The 15,052-nt window shown below is 67.5% G+C and carries 11 protein-coding genes; 6 read left to right on the top strand and 5 right to left on the bottom strand.

All coding sequences use genetic code 11. The annotated features are described in order from the left end of the window. Nucleotides 1-142 precede the first annotated feature (142 nt). Both PMO31116_RS01845 and PMO31116_RS01840 read left to right on the top strand, forming a co-directional pair. Nucleotides 143-352, top strand: a complete 210-nt coding sequence (locus tag PMO31116_RS01845; RefSeq protein WP_023595816.1) for a DUF2964 family protein — start codon at nucleotides 143-145, stop codon at nucleotides 350-352. Between the two features lie 146 nt (nucleotides 353-498). Further along, a complete protein-coding gene (locus PMO31116_RS01840) occupies nucleotides 499-690 on the top strand; it encodes a DUF2964 family protein (RefSeq protein WP_150565198.1) in 192 nt (63 codons plus the stop codon). A gap of 66 nt (nucleotides 691-756) precedes the next feature. Here PMO31116_RS01840 and PMO31116_RS01835 read toward each other — a convergent pair whose 3' ends face one another. Then, nucleotides 757-1,506 carry a class I SAM-dependent methyltransferase gene (locus PMO31116_RS01835; RefSeq protein WP_150565197.1) on the bottom strand — a complete coding sequence of 250 codons (750 nt, stop codon included), beginning with the start codon at nucleotides 1,504-1,506 and terminating at the stop codon, nucleotides 757-759. A 247-nt stretch (nucleotides 1,507-1,753) separates the two neighbouring features. On the opposite strand from PMO31116_RS01835, the gene PMO31116_RS01830 reads away from it, so the two are divergent. Further along, the gene (locus PMO31116_RS01830; RefSeq protein ID WP_150565196.1) at nucleotides 1,754-3,046 is read left to right on the top strand and encodes a TIGR03862 family flavoprotein; all 1,293 of its coding nucleotides are present in this window, start codon (nucleotides 1,754-1,756) and stop codon (nucleotides 3,044-3,046) included. A 79-nt stretch (nucleotides 3,047-3,125) separates the two neighbouring features. On the opposite strand, the gene PMO31116_RS01825 is transcribed toward PMO31116_RS01830, so the two are convergent. From PMO31116_RS01825 to PMO31116_RS23580, 4 genes are all read right to left on the bottom strand, one after another. Further along, entirely contained in the window at nucleotides 3,126-4,286 is a 1,161-nt protein-coding gene (locus tag PMO31116_RS01825; protein ID WP_150565195.1) for a methyltransferase, read from the bottom strand. 104 nt (nucleotides 4,287-4,390) lie between these two features. Next, nucleotides 4,391-6,316 carry an FUSC family protein gene (locus PMO31116_RS01820; protein ID WP_150565194.1) on the bottom strand — a complete coding sequence of 642 codons (1,926 nt, stop codon included), beginning with the start codon at nucleotides 6,314-6,316 and terminating at the stop codon, nucleotides 4,391-4,393. Between the two features lie 22 nt (nucleotides 6,317-6,338). Next, nucleotides 6,339-6,989 (bottom strand): HAD-IB family hydrolase, encoded by a 651-nt coding sequence (locus PMO31116_RS01815; protein ID WP_150565193.1) that lies wholly within the window; start codon nucleotides 6,987-6,989, stop codon nucleotides 6,339-6,341. A gap of 6 nt (nucleotides 6,990-6,995) precedes the next feature. After that, nucleotides 6,996-7,211: a hypothetical protein gene (locus PMO31116_RS23580; protein WP_174970742.1), complete on the bottom strand. Its 216-nt coding sequence runs from the start codon at nucleotides 7,209-7,211 to the stop codon at nucleotides 6,996-6,998. A 287-nt stretch (nucleotides 7,212-7,498) separates the two neighbouring features. Here PMO31116_RS23580 and bcsB point away from each other — a divergent pair, with 287 nt between their 5' ends. The 3 genes from bcsB to PMO31116_RS01800 are packed head-to-tail and all read left to right on the top strand — an operon-like array spanning nucleotide 7,499 to nucleotide 15,006. Next, nucleotides 7,499-9,868, top strand: coding sequence for a cellulose biosynthesis cyclic di-GMP-binding regulatory protein BcsB (gene bcsB, locus PMO31116_RS01810; protein ID WP_174970739.1), 2,370 nt, complete (start codon nucleotides 7,499-7,501; stop codon nucleotides 9,866-9,868). Then, entirely contained in the window at nucleotides 9,869-11,116 is a 1,248-nt protein-coding gene (bcsZ, locus tag PMO31116_RS01805) for a cellulose synthase complex periplasmic endoglucanase BcsZ (protein WP_174970736.1), read from the top strand. 29 nt (nucleotides 11,117-11,145) lie between these two features. Next, nucleotides 11,146-15,006 carry a cellulose synthase subunit BcsC-related outer membrane protein gene (locus PMO31116_RS01800; protein WP_174970733.1) on the top strand — a complete coding sequence of 1,287 codons (3,861 nt, stop codon included), beginning with the start codon at nucleotides 11,146-11,148 and terminating at the stop codon, nucleotides 15,004-15,006. The last annotated feature ends 46 nt before the right edge of the window (nucleotides 15,007-15,052 follow it).

The following is a 15,052-nucleotide window of genomic DNA, read 5'->3' as shown; positions in this document are numbered from 1 at the left end:
ACATGCGTCAAAAAACGGAATGATTAGGCATGCGACTCAATTGGCGAGGCAAAGGGACCGGCGTAGACTCGAATTGTCGTTTGGGTGAACGCGCCATGCATATCCCGAACGTCACCATTGCCGGTAACGATAAGGAGTCGCCATGGGTTCGGAATTCCGCGTCGTCATTGCCTCGATCGCGGCGTTCATGACGCTGGGCGGGGCATTCGCCACCATTCATGGGTTGCTGTACGACAAATCGCAAGTCATGCACGGCGGCGTGATCACCGTGCTGTTCGGCATTCTGTTCATCGTCGTGATGCTCACGCCGTGGCCGCGCGACGAGGAGCGCGATACGCCGTCCAAGCCCTGAATGGGCTAACGTTCCCGTCAATGGCGACCTACACTGCTAAGTGAGGGGCGCCGTCGAAGTCGCCCGAGCGCCGCGTGAGCGCCGCTCGCCCCAATCTCCCACATGAAGCGCTTCGCACCGGGCGTGCCCTCGTGGTGAGGTGACGTATGTGTTCCGATCTGCGCGTCGCAATCGCCTCCGTGGCGTCATTCGTGATGCTCGGAGGCATTTTTGCCACGATCCACGGGCTGCTGTTCAACTTGCCCGACGTGTCGCGCTACGGCGTGGCCGCCGTCCTGGTGGGGGCGACCTGTACCGCGACCATGCTGATTCCCTGGGGCGCTCGCGACGAGACGTGACAGGCCTGAAGCCGTTGACATGCGGTCCTTGGCACTCGGTGTCGTCCGCCAGACTGGGTTTCGGCGTCAGCGGGCCGTCGGACCGAGGCTTGCGCGCAGGCACATGAACGCCGGGACCTGGGAGAGTTCGTCGTAGAGCCGGCGATCGACGGCTTTCATTTCCGGTTGCGGCAGAGGCTCGACCATGCGCTCGAACTGCCAGCCGGCGCCTGCGGCGGCGTTCAAAATGTCCGCCAGCGGGCGACGGAACGACTCGACGTACGGCTTGGGTTCGCCAAATCCGCTCCAGTACATCCCGAACTTCGTGGTGTCGAAGTACGGACGATTGCGGCGGGTGCGCTCGTCGAGCCAGTCGCGCATCGGATGTCCCATCGACCAGACGAGCGTGGCGCCCGGGCGTGCCACGCGGGCGAACTCGCGAAACGTCGGCACGAGGTCTTCCACGTAATCGAGGGCGAGCGCACTCACGATGGCGTCGAAGCTGTCGTCAGCCAGCGTTTCGAAGCGGGTGCCGAGATCCTGGATGTCGAACTTGGCGTTCATCCCTTCGCAGCGTCGACGGGCCAGCGCGATCATCTCCGGCGTCACGTCGATGCCGTGCACCGTCGCGCCCTGTTCGACCAGCCAGGCGCTGTTGATGCCCGGGCCGCAACCGGCGTCGAGCACGTGAAGCCCGTCCACGCTGCCCAGCAACGCGCGGGTCGCCGGGCGCTCGTAGAGCGCATTGTGCGGTTTCGTGACGGCAATTTGCGCGTAGCGCTCCGCGAAGCTGGCATAAGCGGTGCGTCCCATCGACGCCGAATCGGATGACGACATGCGTGACTCCCTGAGCGAACGGAAAAAGGGGGGGCGATTGTAACGCCAAAGCGTCCGATGTTCATGGCAGACGTCACAGCGCGACGGCACGCGGGCGCCGGGGGCATGGCAATGCGGGCCGGGCCTTCGATGTGGGACAATATCGGCCTTCGACGCCGCCCGTCGACCGAATCGCCCTTGTTTCCGGGCATTCGGCATGTGTGGCGGCTGCCGTGACACCGATATCCTGCCATTCCGATCCCAGCGCATGACCCCGACCCACGTTTCCCGGACCTCGCCCGATCTTCCGACATCGACGAGCGTCGACCCCATCGATGTCGCCGTGATCGGCGCCGGCCCGGCGGGGCTGATGGCCGCTGAAGTACTGGCGGCGGCCGGGTGGCGTGCCCAGGTGTATGACGCCATGCCGTCGGTGGGGCGCAAGTTTCTGATGGCGGGCAAGGGTGGCATGAACCTCACGCACAGCGAAAGTGCCGGGCAGTTCGTGGCCCGCTACGGCGAGCGCGCGCACGAGGTTGGACAGTGGTTGCGGCGCTTCGGTGCCGACGATGTGCGCACCTGGGCGCACCGGCTGGGCATCGACACTTTCGTCGGCTCCTCGGGGCGCGTGTTTCCCGTCGACATGAAGGCGGCGCCACTCCTGCGGGCGTGGCTCGCACGCCTGCGCGCATCGGGCGTCCGCCTGCATGTGAGACATCGCTGGTTAGGGTGGGAGTCCTGTGCGACGTCGGACGGCGTGCATGGGCTTCGATTCGCCACGCCCCACGGCGAGCTCGATGTCCGCGCCAGAGCCGTTGTGCTGGCGCTGGGGGGCGCGAGCTGGCCGCAGTTGGGCTCGGACGCCGCATGGGTGCCCTGGCTGCGCGAGCGCGGGGTGGAAGTCGCGCCGATGCGCCCAGCCAATGCCGGGTTCGAGGCGGACTGGACACCGCACATGCGTGAGCGGTTCGCGGGTCAGCCCGTCAAGTCGGTGACCTTGTCGTTGCCCGGCGGGCAGGTGCGCCGGGGCGAGTTCGTGATTTCGGAGCATGGCATCGAAGGCAGCCTGGTGTATGCCATGTGCGCCCCGATTCGCGATGCGATCGCCGCCGATGGCCATGCGACGGTCTACCTCGATCTGCTGCCGGACTGGCCGCTGGAGCGGGTGGTCGGCGAAGTGAGTCGTGCGCGCGGATCGCGCTCCATGGCCAGCCATCTGCAAAGCCGGCTGGGGATCGCGGGCGTGAAGGCCGGTCTGCTGCGCGAATGCCTGCCGCGCGAGACGTTCGATTCGCCGGCGGCGCTCGCCGCCGGCATCAAGCGGCTGCCATTGACGTTGCTGCGCACGCGCCCCATTGCCGAGGTCATCAGCAGCGCCGGTGGCGTGGCGCTCGAGGCGCTGGACGCGCGCCTGATGATCGGCGCGTTGCCAGGCGTGTTCTGTGCGGGAGAAATGCTCGACTGGGAGGCGCCGACGGGCGGGTATCTGCTTACCGCCTGTTTCGCGAGCGCGTGCGTGGCGGGCGACGGCGCGATAACCTATCTCGCGTCGCTGCGCTGAACGCTCCCCGACACTTCGGGCCGGGGGCGCGACCGATCGGCGCTAGCGCGCTGCCAGGGGCTAAGGGGGGCAGGGGGACTCAGGCGGGGCGAACGCCCAGCCGCCAGAGCGACGTGACTTCTGCACGGCGTGCCGCGTGCAACGGATCGTTGGCATCGCCCGCTTTCGGGTGGTGCGGCCGCACGTCGTGGCGTGCGAGCACGACCAGTCCGGCCCCGTGAATCCACGAAAGCAGGGTTTCGCGCGTGCGCAGGCCCAGATGCTCGGCCAGATCCGACAGGATCAGCCAACCTTCGCCGCCGGGGCTCAGGTGGGCCGCCAGGCCATTGAGAAAGCCCTTGAGCATCTGGCTGTCGGGGTCGTAGATCGCATGCTCGATCGGTGCGTTGGCCTTTGCGGGCAGCCACGGGGGGTTGCAGACGATCAGGGGGGCATGGCCTTCCGGGAACAGGTCGGCCTCGACGATCTTCACGCTTCGCTCGTATCCCAGTCGCGCAATGTTCTCTCGGGCGCACGCCAGTGCGCGGGCGTCCCGATCGGTGCCTATGACCTGCTTCACGCCGCGACGCGCGAGCAGGGCGGCGATCACGCCCGTGCCGGTGCCCACGTCGAACGCCACCGACTGATCAGGGAGCGGCGCCTGATCGATCAACTGGAGATATTCGCCGCGCACCGGCGAGAACACGCCGTACCACGGGTGGATGGACGCGCCGAGCGCGGGGATCGCCACGCCTTTCTTGCGCCATTCGTGCGCGCCGATCAAGCCGAGAATTTCGCGCAACGAGGCCACGGATGGCATGCCGTCGGGCGCGCCCCAGGCCTCGGTGCACGCCTCGCGAACGTCGGGCGCGCGACGCAGCGGAATGCCGTAATCGGCATCGAGCGGGATGAGCACCATGCCGAGAATGCGTGCGCGTTGCGCCTGTGCCATGCGGTGCTTGTGGAACGCGTCGGCCGGGCCGGTTGCGGCGTCCGCGTGGCCGGAGGCTTTGCGGCGCTGGCGATGCGGCGGACGATCCACGCGCCGGGCCATCGCCTGCATCAACTGTCGAGCATTCTGGTAATCGCCGCGATAGAGCACGGCGGTGCCGCCACAGGCGAGGTGGTAGGCCTCGTCGGCGGTGAGCGTGTCGTCAACGACTTCGACGCGACGCGGCGCCGCCACACCCGCTTCGGAGCGCCAGCGCGCTGTCACGGGGCGACCGTCTTCGGTCCAGGCAAGCGTCGGGGTGGTATTCATGCGGTGTCTTCTGTCATTCGTGACGGCGCCATTGCGCCGGAAGCCCGCATTATGCCTGTGTTGACGGGCCGGCGTTCGGAATTGGCGCCGCCGGGGCACGGGCATTACGTCGCGTGGCCGGGGGCGTCGAACAGTAAGGCGATGGCGTTGCGCAACACGCCGTCCAGTATCGGGTCGATGCCTTGCACCGGGCCGTCGGGCATGGCCGGCGACGGCCCGCCGTGGCGCAGCGCGGCAGCCATGTGCGTGAGGATCGACGCGGCGGGGTGCACGGGCGCGGTGTGATCATCGCCGTGCGGTACGGTGTCGGTGATGGCGTTCGCCACGCGCTCCAGCCCGATCAGTGCCGGCCACCAGCGCGCGGCACGACGGCTCACCAGCGGCGGTTCGGACAGGGCGCGTTGCAGTGCCACGCGGGCGTCTTCGAGCGATTTGTAGGCGGCGCGCCGGGCCGCGAACGCCGCATCGGCGTCGCGGGTGTCGGCCAGCGCGGCATAGCGCCCCAGCGCGTCGACGGCGTTGGCCACGCGCTCGTCCAGTTGCCGACGCTCCCACTTCGCCCACGGCAGATAGCCCACGAGCAGCACGATGGCGCAGGCCGCGACGGCGTCGACGAAGCGCGCGATCGCGATGTCCTGACTGCCTGGCTGTAGCGCGCCCATCACCAGCATCAGGATGGGCAGCAGCAGCGCGCTGAACAAGCCGTAGTTCCGCCGCAGGGCCCACGGCAGGCAGGCCGCGAGCGGAATCAGGGCGGCCAGGCTGACCATGCCGTTGCGATCCACGGCCACGACCGCGGCCGAAACGGCCACCCCGACGATGCTGCCCACGCCGCTTTGCAGCGCGCGGGCAAACACGGAGCCGAAGTTCGGCTTGAAGATCACCACGACGATCAGAGGTACCCAGTAAGAGCGCGGCAACTCGGTCACGGCGATGAATAGCTGGGCGGCGAGCACGCACAGACCGATGCGCAGCAAATAGCGCCAAACGTCGGGCCACGGCCACTTGGGCACCCAGCGAGGATGCGCGACTGCCCGTGCCTGATGTCGTGCCAGCGCCTCGAGCGGCGCCTCGGCGGTCCGCACGGTGCCGCTGAGCAGGGGTTCGGCGCGGTGCAGCGCGGCGGCCAGCGATGGCGCGTGATGGTCGCTCGCCACGGCGGCGGCCGCTTCGACATCGATGGGGCGGTCACGCGCGATGCTTCGAGCGATGCCATACAGTGCACGTCCGAGCGGTGCGGGCACGGGTTGCCCCCCCTGCGCCAGCGCGATGACCGCCGAAGTCATGGGTTCGGCCGCCAGCACCTGGGCGGCGCGACGCTCGAGCACCTCCTGGCCGCTTGCGGTGCTCGCACGCGCCGTAAGCAGGGTGTCGCAGGCGGCGGCGATGGCGTTCTCGAGCGAGCGGCGCGCCAGCCGCACGCGTGGCGTGCCGCTCGCATCGAGAACGTTCGCCAGTTGTTGGTAAATGGCGGAGACGGCGTCGCGTTCGGCTGCGCCCGGATGTCGGAGCCAGTGAATGGCCATGAGCAGCACGCTGAAGACACCGCCGGCGGCCAGTAGCAACGGCGCTCGCCATTCAGGCGGCGGCAGCGCCAACCCCCATCCCACCAGAAGGTAGATGGCGCCCTGCAAGGTCGCCGCCGACGCCACGTTGCCGAACGTGCCCGCAAAGCTGAGCAACAGGACCGCCAGTTGCAACAGCACATGCGCCAGCCACGGGTGCGTCAAGCCCACGTCGTGAATCAGCATTCCCGTATGGAAGCCCACCACGCCGGTGGCGATGGTCAGGAGGATGGAGCGCGCGCGCGAGCGGTACGGCCCGGTGCGGTCGCCGGTGATGGCGGGCAGTGCACCGAGGGCGACGAGGGATGCGTCCGCGCCATGGCCGATTGCCGCGCCGATGGCCGTGGGGACGGCAACGGAGAGCGCGGCGTGTAAGGCATCCCAACGCGAGAACGCGACAGGCTCGAGCCGAGCGAGACGTGAGATCCAGGCAACGCGGCGGCCGGGTTCGGTGGAAGCGGACATGATCCGGGCGTGCGCGCTGGCTTCAGGACGCGCGCGGCGAGGCGTCGGCGTCCGTGAGCGGCATGAGCCGACCCTGGCCGCGAATCCACGCGTGATCGGCTCGTGCGGCCATCTCCTTGTCCCCCCGGCTGTCGCCGTAGGCGAACAGCACGCGCGGCGGATTGTCGCCCCACCAGGCTTCGAGGCGTCGTACCTTTTCGGGACCCCAGCAATTGGGTTTCGAGAATTGACCGGAAAAGCGTGCCTGTTCGTCGTAGGCCAGCTCGGTACTCAAGACGGCTTCGAACCCGACGGACGCCGCCCAGGGGCGCAGGTACAACCCTGGCGACGCACTCACGAGTACTACGCGATGGCCGAGCGCACGATGCTGCCGCAGTCGGGCGAGCATCTCAGGACGCAGCAGTCGGGGCAGGCGGTGGGCGACGAAATGTTGTGCGTCGCGCTCCAACTGGACCTTCTCGCGAGCACCGAGCGAGGCGCGCAGGAACGCTGCCTTGGCAGTGCCCCGGTCGACGATGCGCAGGGCGGCGCCGATGAGCCACGGCGCGGCGAGCACGGCGCCGGCGACGAATCGCGGCGTGCCGATCGTGTCGCGCACGAACACGCGCAGGCTGTCGGTGGTGGAAATCGTGCCGTCGAAATCGAATGCGGCGACGATGGAGGTGTCCGGCATGCGAGCTCAGAGCGGCGCGCGCGAATTGGCAACGGCGACGAGGTGCGGCCAACGCTCGCCGGCCCGCCGATAGGCGGCCACGGCCTGCTCGTCCCGATAGAAAGGCAACACGTCGCTGCCGACCACGTCGCGCAGCCGATCGACGTCCGAGGGGTGGCGTCGCTCGATCATCGTGCCAGCGTTGTCTGACATGGGGGTGTGGGACGGATCGTTCAGGATCATGTCGAGCATTCTATACGGTGGCGCAGGCACGCGGCAATGATGGCTGTCGACCCGTCGGCCGTTGTACCGGTGGCACGACACGCGGAGTGAAATGTGCGCTTGATTACTTGCGTGAAGGCAAGCTAGCATGGCGCAACGTACCGTTTCCTGAGATACGGGCAGCGCTATCCCGCCGGACCCGCGCAACCTTCGGATTGCTGCACGACGACGCAGGGCGTCGGGTCGATCAGGCGAGGCGCGCGTCGAGATGGCGAGAATGCAGCCCACGAACAGATGAGGCATCGACAATGCGGCTTCGAGAGTCTGGCTCGCGCTACAACAACGTTACAAAAGTCACCGCCGTCTGTCTGATGGCCGTTGCGGCGATGGGGCCGGCAGGCGCCGGACCCGCGCAGGCGGCCCCCACGGCTGCGAGCAAGGCGGGCAAGCCCGGTGCGGGCGCTGCCGCGGTCGTAACCCCGGATACGGCGTCCGGTGCCGCCGCGGCATCCGATGCCGGCGCAGTCGTATTGGCGCCGCCCGCGCCCGGCACGAGCCAGCGGACGGTCACGTTCGCGCAACTGGGGCAGACCGACGGTCTGCGCCTGCGCGGCACCGAAGGCTCGGGCGACGTAAGCTTCGGTATCCGACTCGATCAGACCGTGGCGTCGGCGCTGCTGCGTCTGCGCTACGCGTATTCTCCCGCGCTGCTTCCCGATCTCTCGCAACTCAAGGTATATCTGAACGAGGAGTTGATCGCCACGCTGCCCTTCAACAAGCAGGACGGGGGCAAGAACCTCGTGCGCGAGATTGCGCTCGATCCCCGCATGCTCTCGGGCTTCAACCGCGTGCGTCTCATGCTCATCGGGCATTACACGATGGAGTGCGAGGACCCGATGCATTCCAGTCTCTGGGCCGACGTGAGCCCGCAAAGCGAGATCGTCACAAGCACGCAGCCGCTGACGCTGCGCAACGACCTGGCGACGCTGCCGTCGCCGTTCTTCGATCGTCACGACAATCGCGATCAATCGATTCCGTTCGTGTTCGGCGCGCCGCCGTCGCTGGCCGTGGTGCACGCCGCCGGTGTGGTGGCGACCTGGGCGGGGGCGATCGGCGACTATCGCCGCACGCGCTTCCCGGTCACGGTGAATACGCTGCCGTCGAAGCACGCCATCGCGTTCGTCACGAACGACACCCTGCTGCCGGGGTTGGCGCTCGCGAAGGTCGATGCGCCGACGCTGCGCATGATGTCGAACCCGAACGACCCGTCGCTCAAGCTGCTGGTCGTTCAGGGGCGCGACGCCAAGGATCTGGAGACGGCGGCACTCGCGCTCGTCTCCGGGCGCGCCGCGCTGTCGGGCGACACCGCGCGCATTGCCGCGCTCACGCCATTGCCGCCGCGCCCGGCCTACGACGCACCGCGCTGGGTTCGCACCGACCGTCCGGTGAAGTTCGGGGAGCTGGTCGAGAACCCCAACGAGCTTCAGGCGAGCGGTTACATGCCGTGGCCGATCCGCATCCCGCTGAACCTGCCGGCCGACCTGTTGACATGGCAAAACACCGGCGTGCCGATGGAGCTGAAGTATCGCTATACGCCGCCGGTCAAGGCCGACGACTCGTCGCTGAGCGTGTCGATCAATGACCAGTTCGTGCGGGCGTATCGTCTGCGTGAGGCCGGCGCGAGCGCCGATCGAAGCCATATGCTTGTCGACCTGCTGTCCGACGGCACGATGGCGGATCGCAAGTCGGTGCGCATCCCGGCGTTCCAGGTGGGCGCGCGCAACTCGCTGTCGTTTCAGTTCGCGATGGAGCCGCACAAGGAAGGCCTGTGCAGCCAGACGATCACCAATGCGGCGCGCTCGGCCATCGACGCGGATTCGACGATCGACTTCAGCGGTCTGCCGCACTACGCCGAGATGCCGAATCTGAACTTCTTCGTCGGCAGCGGCTTCCCGTTCACGAAATACGCCGATCTTGCGCAAACCGCCGTCGTGATGTCGAAGACGCCCGACACCGCGGAACTCGAAACGGTGTTCTCGGCGCTGGGCCAGTTCGGCCGCTCCACGGGAACCTATGCCGACCGCTTCGAGGTGCTCGATACCACGCAGACCGACCGCTTCAAGGATCGGGACCTGTTGCTCGTGGGCGGCAAGGACGTGGCTGCGCTGCTCAACAAGTGGGGCAAGAATCTGCCCCTGATCATCGACGAGCAACGCCGCGTGCTGTCGGCGCAGCCGCAGGGTTTTCGCGGTGATGGCGCCACGGGCTCGGCCATGGCGGCGAGCCGTGTGGGTCCGGAGCGCATGGATGCGCAGTCCGACGGGATGTTGGCTGCACTGATCGGCTTCGAATCGCCAGTGAGTTCGTCGCGCTCCGTCGTGGCGATCAATGCCTCGAACGATGCGGCGCTGCTCAAGGTCGTCAGCGCCATCGACGACAACGTGCGCGGCTCGGGGATTCATGGCGATCTCGCGGTCGTGACCGACAATCGCACCGAGTCCTATCGGCTTGGCAAGACCTACTTCGTGGGCGACGTGAGCTGGTGGACACGCATTCGCTACCACCTTTCGAGTCACCCGATCCTGGTCGGCCTTGTGGCCTTGCTCGCGGCATTTGCGATCGCGCTCAAGTGCTTCGGCTGGTTGCAGCGTCGCGCTGCACGTCGTCTGGAGAAGTAAATGGAACGCGCCGAGAGCTACGGCCGGCGCCGTCGTGCCGTGTTGCGTGCGCTCGCCGCTTGCGGCGCGGGGCCGATGCTCGCCGGCCTGTCGCAGACGGCCCACGCCACGCCGCCGGGTGCGGCAGGTCCGCGGACATCCGGCAATGTGGCGGGCAATGTCGCGCTCGCGCGGTCATGCGCGGGTACCGACTGGCCCGACTGGACGCGCTTCAAGGCGGGCTTTCTGAGCGACGACGGGCGCGTGATCGACCATAGCGAGAGCGATCAGCGCACGGTGTCCGAGGGGCAGGCCTATGCGCTGATGTTCGCGCTCGTGGCCAATGATCGCGCCGCGTTCGACAAGGTGCTGGATTGGACCGTGAACAACCTTGCGAAGGGCGACCTCACCGCGCATCTGCCTGCCTGGCTTTGGGGCCGAAAGGATGACGGCCAGTGGGGCGTGCTCGATACCAACCCTGCGAGCGATGCCGACATGTGGATCGCTTACGCGCTCGGCGAGGCGGGCCGGTTGTGGAAGGAGCGTCGCTACTTCGCGCTGGGTGCACTGCTCGCCCGGCGCATTGCCGCCGAGGAGACCGATTTCGTACCGGGGCTCGGGCGCACGCTGCTCCCGGCGCCCGTCGGCTTTCATCCGGCCAAGGATCTCTGGCGACTCAACCCGAGTTACGTGCCGATGCAGGTCGTCAGGCGTTTGGCAGGGCTGTTCCCGGACAGCGGATGGGGGCAATTGATCACGTCCTCGCTCAAGCAGATCGCGCTGACGGCGCCGCCGCTGGGCTTCGCGCCCGAATGGGCGATCTATCGCGCCGGTCGCGGCTTCGAGATCGATCCGGAGACGAAGGGAGAAGGCAGCTACAACGCTATCCGCGTTTATCTCTGGGCAGGCATGCTGGCGCCGGGAAGCGATGACTTCCGCGCGTTGGCGCATAGCTTCGGCGGCATGCTGAAGTACGTGGCGCAGCATGGCGCGCCGCCCGAGCGGGTGAATACCCGAGACGGCACGGCGAACCGCGATGGAGGGGCCGGCTTCTCGGCGGCGCTCGTGCCGCTGCTGCATGCCGTGGGCGACACGGCTCAAGCACAGGCGCAGGCGGCGCGCGCACGCTCGCTCGACGCGCAATCGGCCCCGGGCTACTACGGTTCGGTGCTTTCGTTGTTCGGTCTGGGCTGGCAGGACGGTCGCTACCGCTTTGCCGCCGACGGCACGTTGCAGGTGCCATGGGAGGCGGCTTGCGCCACACGCTGATCCGCTCCGCATGCATGACATGCCTGTTGATGGCCGCAGGCGCTGTGCACGTGCGCGCGGCCCCGGGGCCGACGTCGTCGACTGCCGGCGCCAACGGGGCCAACGCCGGGGCCAACGCCGGGGCCAACGCCGGGGCCGGCGGCGCGGTCGCGGCCAATCGCGACGTCGGCAATCTGCTCGCCAGCGCCGTGCTATGGCAGGCCCGACATCGCAACGATCTCGCGCGTGCCGCGCTGGAAAAGGCGTTGCTCGTGCAGCCCGACCAGCCGGATGCCCTGTCGCTGCTCGGCCAGATCGAGATCGAGGAAAATCATCCGCAGCAGGCAAACCAGGCGTTGCAGAAGCTTCGTGCGCGTTATCCGAACGCCCCGGCGACGAAAGCACTGGCGGATGTGATCCGTGTGAACACGGTCGACAAGTCCCGCATCGCACGTGCGCGATTGCTTCAACGCAGCGGCCAGGCCGACGCCGCGTTTGCCGAATACAAGGCGCTGTTCCCCGACGGCCCGCCGACGGGCCAACTGGGCGTGGAATACTTCCGGGCGCAGGCCAATGCGACGAATGGCTGGCCGGCGGCGCAGCAGGGGTTGGCCGATCTGGCCAGACGCTCGCCGAACGATACGCGCGCTGCCCAGTCGCTGGCCGAGCTCATGATCGACCGTCCTTCGACGCGGCTGGCGGGCACGCGCATGGTGGCCGAGCTCGCGGCGCGCCCGAATGCCGACATGAACGCGCTGCTGCCGCTCTGGCAGAAAGGGTTGTCCAAGGCCGACGGCAACCTCGCCTGGCTGCCGCTGTATCAGCGTTATCTAGCGCTGGCGCCGAACGATGCCGACATCCGTGCGGCATACGACAAGCTCAACGCGCAGCAGGCCGCCCGCACGCGCATGCTCAACGATCCCGCATACCAGTCGCGGCAGGCGGGCATCAAGGCGCTCGATCAGGGGCGCCTGGGCGAGGCCGAGAAGTCGCTCGATGCGGCGCGGGCCAAACGGCCGAACGACGGCGAGTTGCTCGGCTCGCTCGGGCTCGTGAAGATGCGCCAGGGCGATCACAAGGCGGCCCAGGCGCTGTTTGCCGAAGCGGTGCGCAAGGATCCGGAAAACGCTGGCAAGTGGCGCAGCCTGCTCAAGACATCGCAGTTCTGGGGCGCCATGTCGGCCGCGCGCGACGCCCGCGACGCCGGTCGACTGGCCGAAGCCGACCGTCTGGTGCGCAGCGCGCTGGCGAGCGATCCGCGCAATCCCGACGGACTCGCATTGCTCGGTGACATTGCGCTTGACGACAAGCGCGATGACGACGCCGAGCGACTTTTCCAGCAGGCGCTGAAGATCGAGCCCGACAACGATACGGCGCTGCGCGGAATGATCACGCTGTATTCGCGCCAGCAACGCCGCACGGAGCTTGCGAATCTGCTCGGCGACCTGCGCCGCCGCTTCCCACAGGACAAGGCGCGTTTCGACAAGGCAGAATCGGCGGCGCTCGCCGACGACGCCGAGCGCCTCATTGCCCAGGGGCACAACGGCCCGGCACTCGCGGCGCTCGAGCGTGCGGTCGCGCTCGATCCGGGCAACGCCTGGACGCGTTATTCGCTCGCCAGCCTGTACCGGAAATTACGTCTGCCGCAAATCGGCCGTGAGGTGATGGCCGAAGGCATGCGAGCCCCGCTCGACCCTGACGACCGGGCGCAAATGCTGTATGCGCAGGCGATCTACCTGAACGTGATCGACGACGAGGCCGGCGCGCGCGCTTCGCTTGCACAGATTCCGGCGGCGAACGTCACGCCGTCGATCAGACGCATGCAGACGACACTCGCCATTCGCGATGCGGCGCGCGAGGCACGCGAGGCACGAGCGGCCGGTGACGACGCACGGGCCGAAGCGCGCTATCGCGAAGCGTTGGCCATGGCGGGCGACGATCCCGAGCTGATCGGCGAAGTGGCCCGGGCGCGCGTGGCGGCCGGTCAGCCGGAGCAGGGGCTGGCGCTCATGCGCGATTGGCTCGCCGCGCATGCCGACAAGCCGCAGCCGGAAGCCCAACTGCGCTATGCCGAGTTGCTCAACACCGCGGAGCGGGATGCGGAGCTCGGCACGTTCCTGGCCAGCATGGACCCGGCCGTCCTCGGCACCGATCAGCGCGACGAGTGGCAGGACCTGCAGGATCGGCTCGCGCTGCGTCAGGCCGACCGCGCGCGCGCGCTGGGCGACTTCACGACGGCACGCGCGAAGCTCGACCCGTTGCTCTCGCGCCAGCCGCCCGACACGCGCGCCTTGTCGATGCTGGGCGACATCTATTTCGACGAGCGGCGCTATGACGACGCTCGCAAGATCGCCGAAGATCAGCTCCGTCAGGACCCCAACGATCAGGATGCAAGGCTTTCTCTCGTGCGCGTGCTCTACGAGATGCAGGACGACGAGGCCGCCAATCGCGAGCTCGATCGCGCGCTGGCCGAGGCGCCGCCCGACGACGTCTGGACGCAGCTGGCCGCGGTACGACGCCTGAATGCGATGCAGCGCTACGACGAAGCCATCGCGTTGAACGACAGGCTGCGTGCGCAGTTTCCCGATACGCCGGCGGTGACGGTGCAACGCGGTCGAATCGCGCAATCGCAACGCCACTACAACGAGGCCAAGGCGTGGTACGACCAGGCACGCAAGGAAGAGATCGTGCAGGGGGCATTGCCGGGCTATGACGGCATGACATCGGCCGAATCGGCGATCGATTCGCTCGAGGCGCGGCGCAACAGTTATGTTGCGGCGGGCTATGAAATCGACCAGAAGAAGGGCGACGGCGGCATTTCGATGTTCAACGCGCGGGCCGTGCCGCTGTATGGTCAATATGCCGTGGGTTACGACGGCCATGTGTTTGCCCAGACCGATTACGTCAGCGCGGACTCGGGCGACCTGCCGCTCAATGGCACTTCGGAATTCGGCACGCTGCCGTTGCTGAACGTGCCGTCGTTTCGAGCGGCCAATCCCGGGGTGCTCGCCGACTATGGCACGAAGCGGCAGAAGGCGCACGGACAGGCGCTCATGCTCGGCTACGAGAACGACTGGATTCGCGCCGACATCGGCCACACGCCGATCGGCTTCCCCGTGTCATATGTGACGGGCGGCGTGCGACTGTTCGGCAATCTGGGGCGCTACAACTATTGGGTCGACGCGTCGCGCCGCCCGATGACCGGCAGCATGGTGTCGTACGCCGGGGCTTATCTCCCGTTGCCCGAGGTCTTCGGCGACGGCAAGTGGGGCGGAGTGAGACGCGACGCGCTCACGTTTCACGCGTCGCGCGACTTCCCCAAGTGGGGCGTCTTCGGCGAGGCGAGCGTGGCGCGTCTCACCGGCGAGAATGTGCTCAACAATACGGAGGTGTCGGCCCGCGCCGGCGTGGATCTGCCGCTCATCTACAAGCGCGACATGCGCATGAACACGGGCGTGACGCTGTTCTTTGACAGCTTTGCGCAAAACGAGCGCTTCTACACCTATGGCCACGGGGGCTATTACAGCCCACAGACCTACGTGTCGCTGACACTGCCGCTGGAATGGTATGGCCGCACCCAGCGCTGGTCGTACTACCTGCGCGGCTCGGTCTCGTTCTCGCAAAGTCAGGAGAAGTCGATGCCTTACTTCCCGACGAACGGCGCGCTGCAAGCGGCCAGCGGCGACCTCACGTACGGGTCCGGTGGTGGTTTTGGCGTCGGTTTCTCGCTGCTCGGACGTGCCGAATACTGGATCAACCGACACTGGGTGATCGGGGGACAGGTACAGTTCGAACGCTCCGACTACTATGCACCGAACCGCTTCCTTGTCTATATGCGTTATCACTTCGATGCCCGTCGCGGCGATGTCCCGATGCCGCCGTCGCCGGTTCGCCCGATCTGGAGTTACTGACCTATGCGCGACTGCATCGATGTCACCTTCAAGGCGCCTGACGTGC

This window comes from Pandoraea morbifera (assembly GCF_902459575.1).
Taxonomy (GTDB): Bacteria; Pseudomonadota; Gammaproteobacteria; order Burkholderiales; family Burkholderiaceae; genus Pandoraea; species Pandoraea morbifera.
This window is presented reverse-complemented; position numbering and strand designations above follow the sequence as displayed.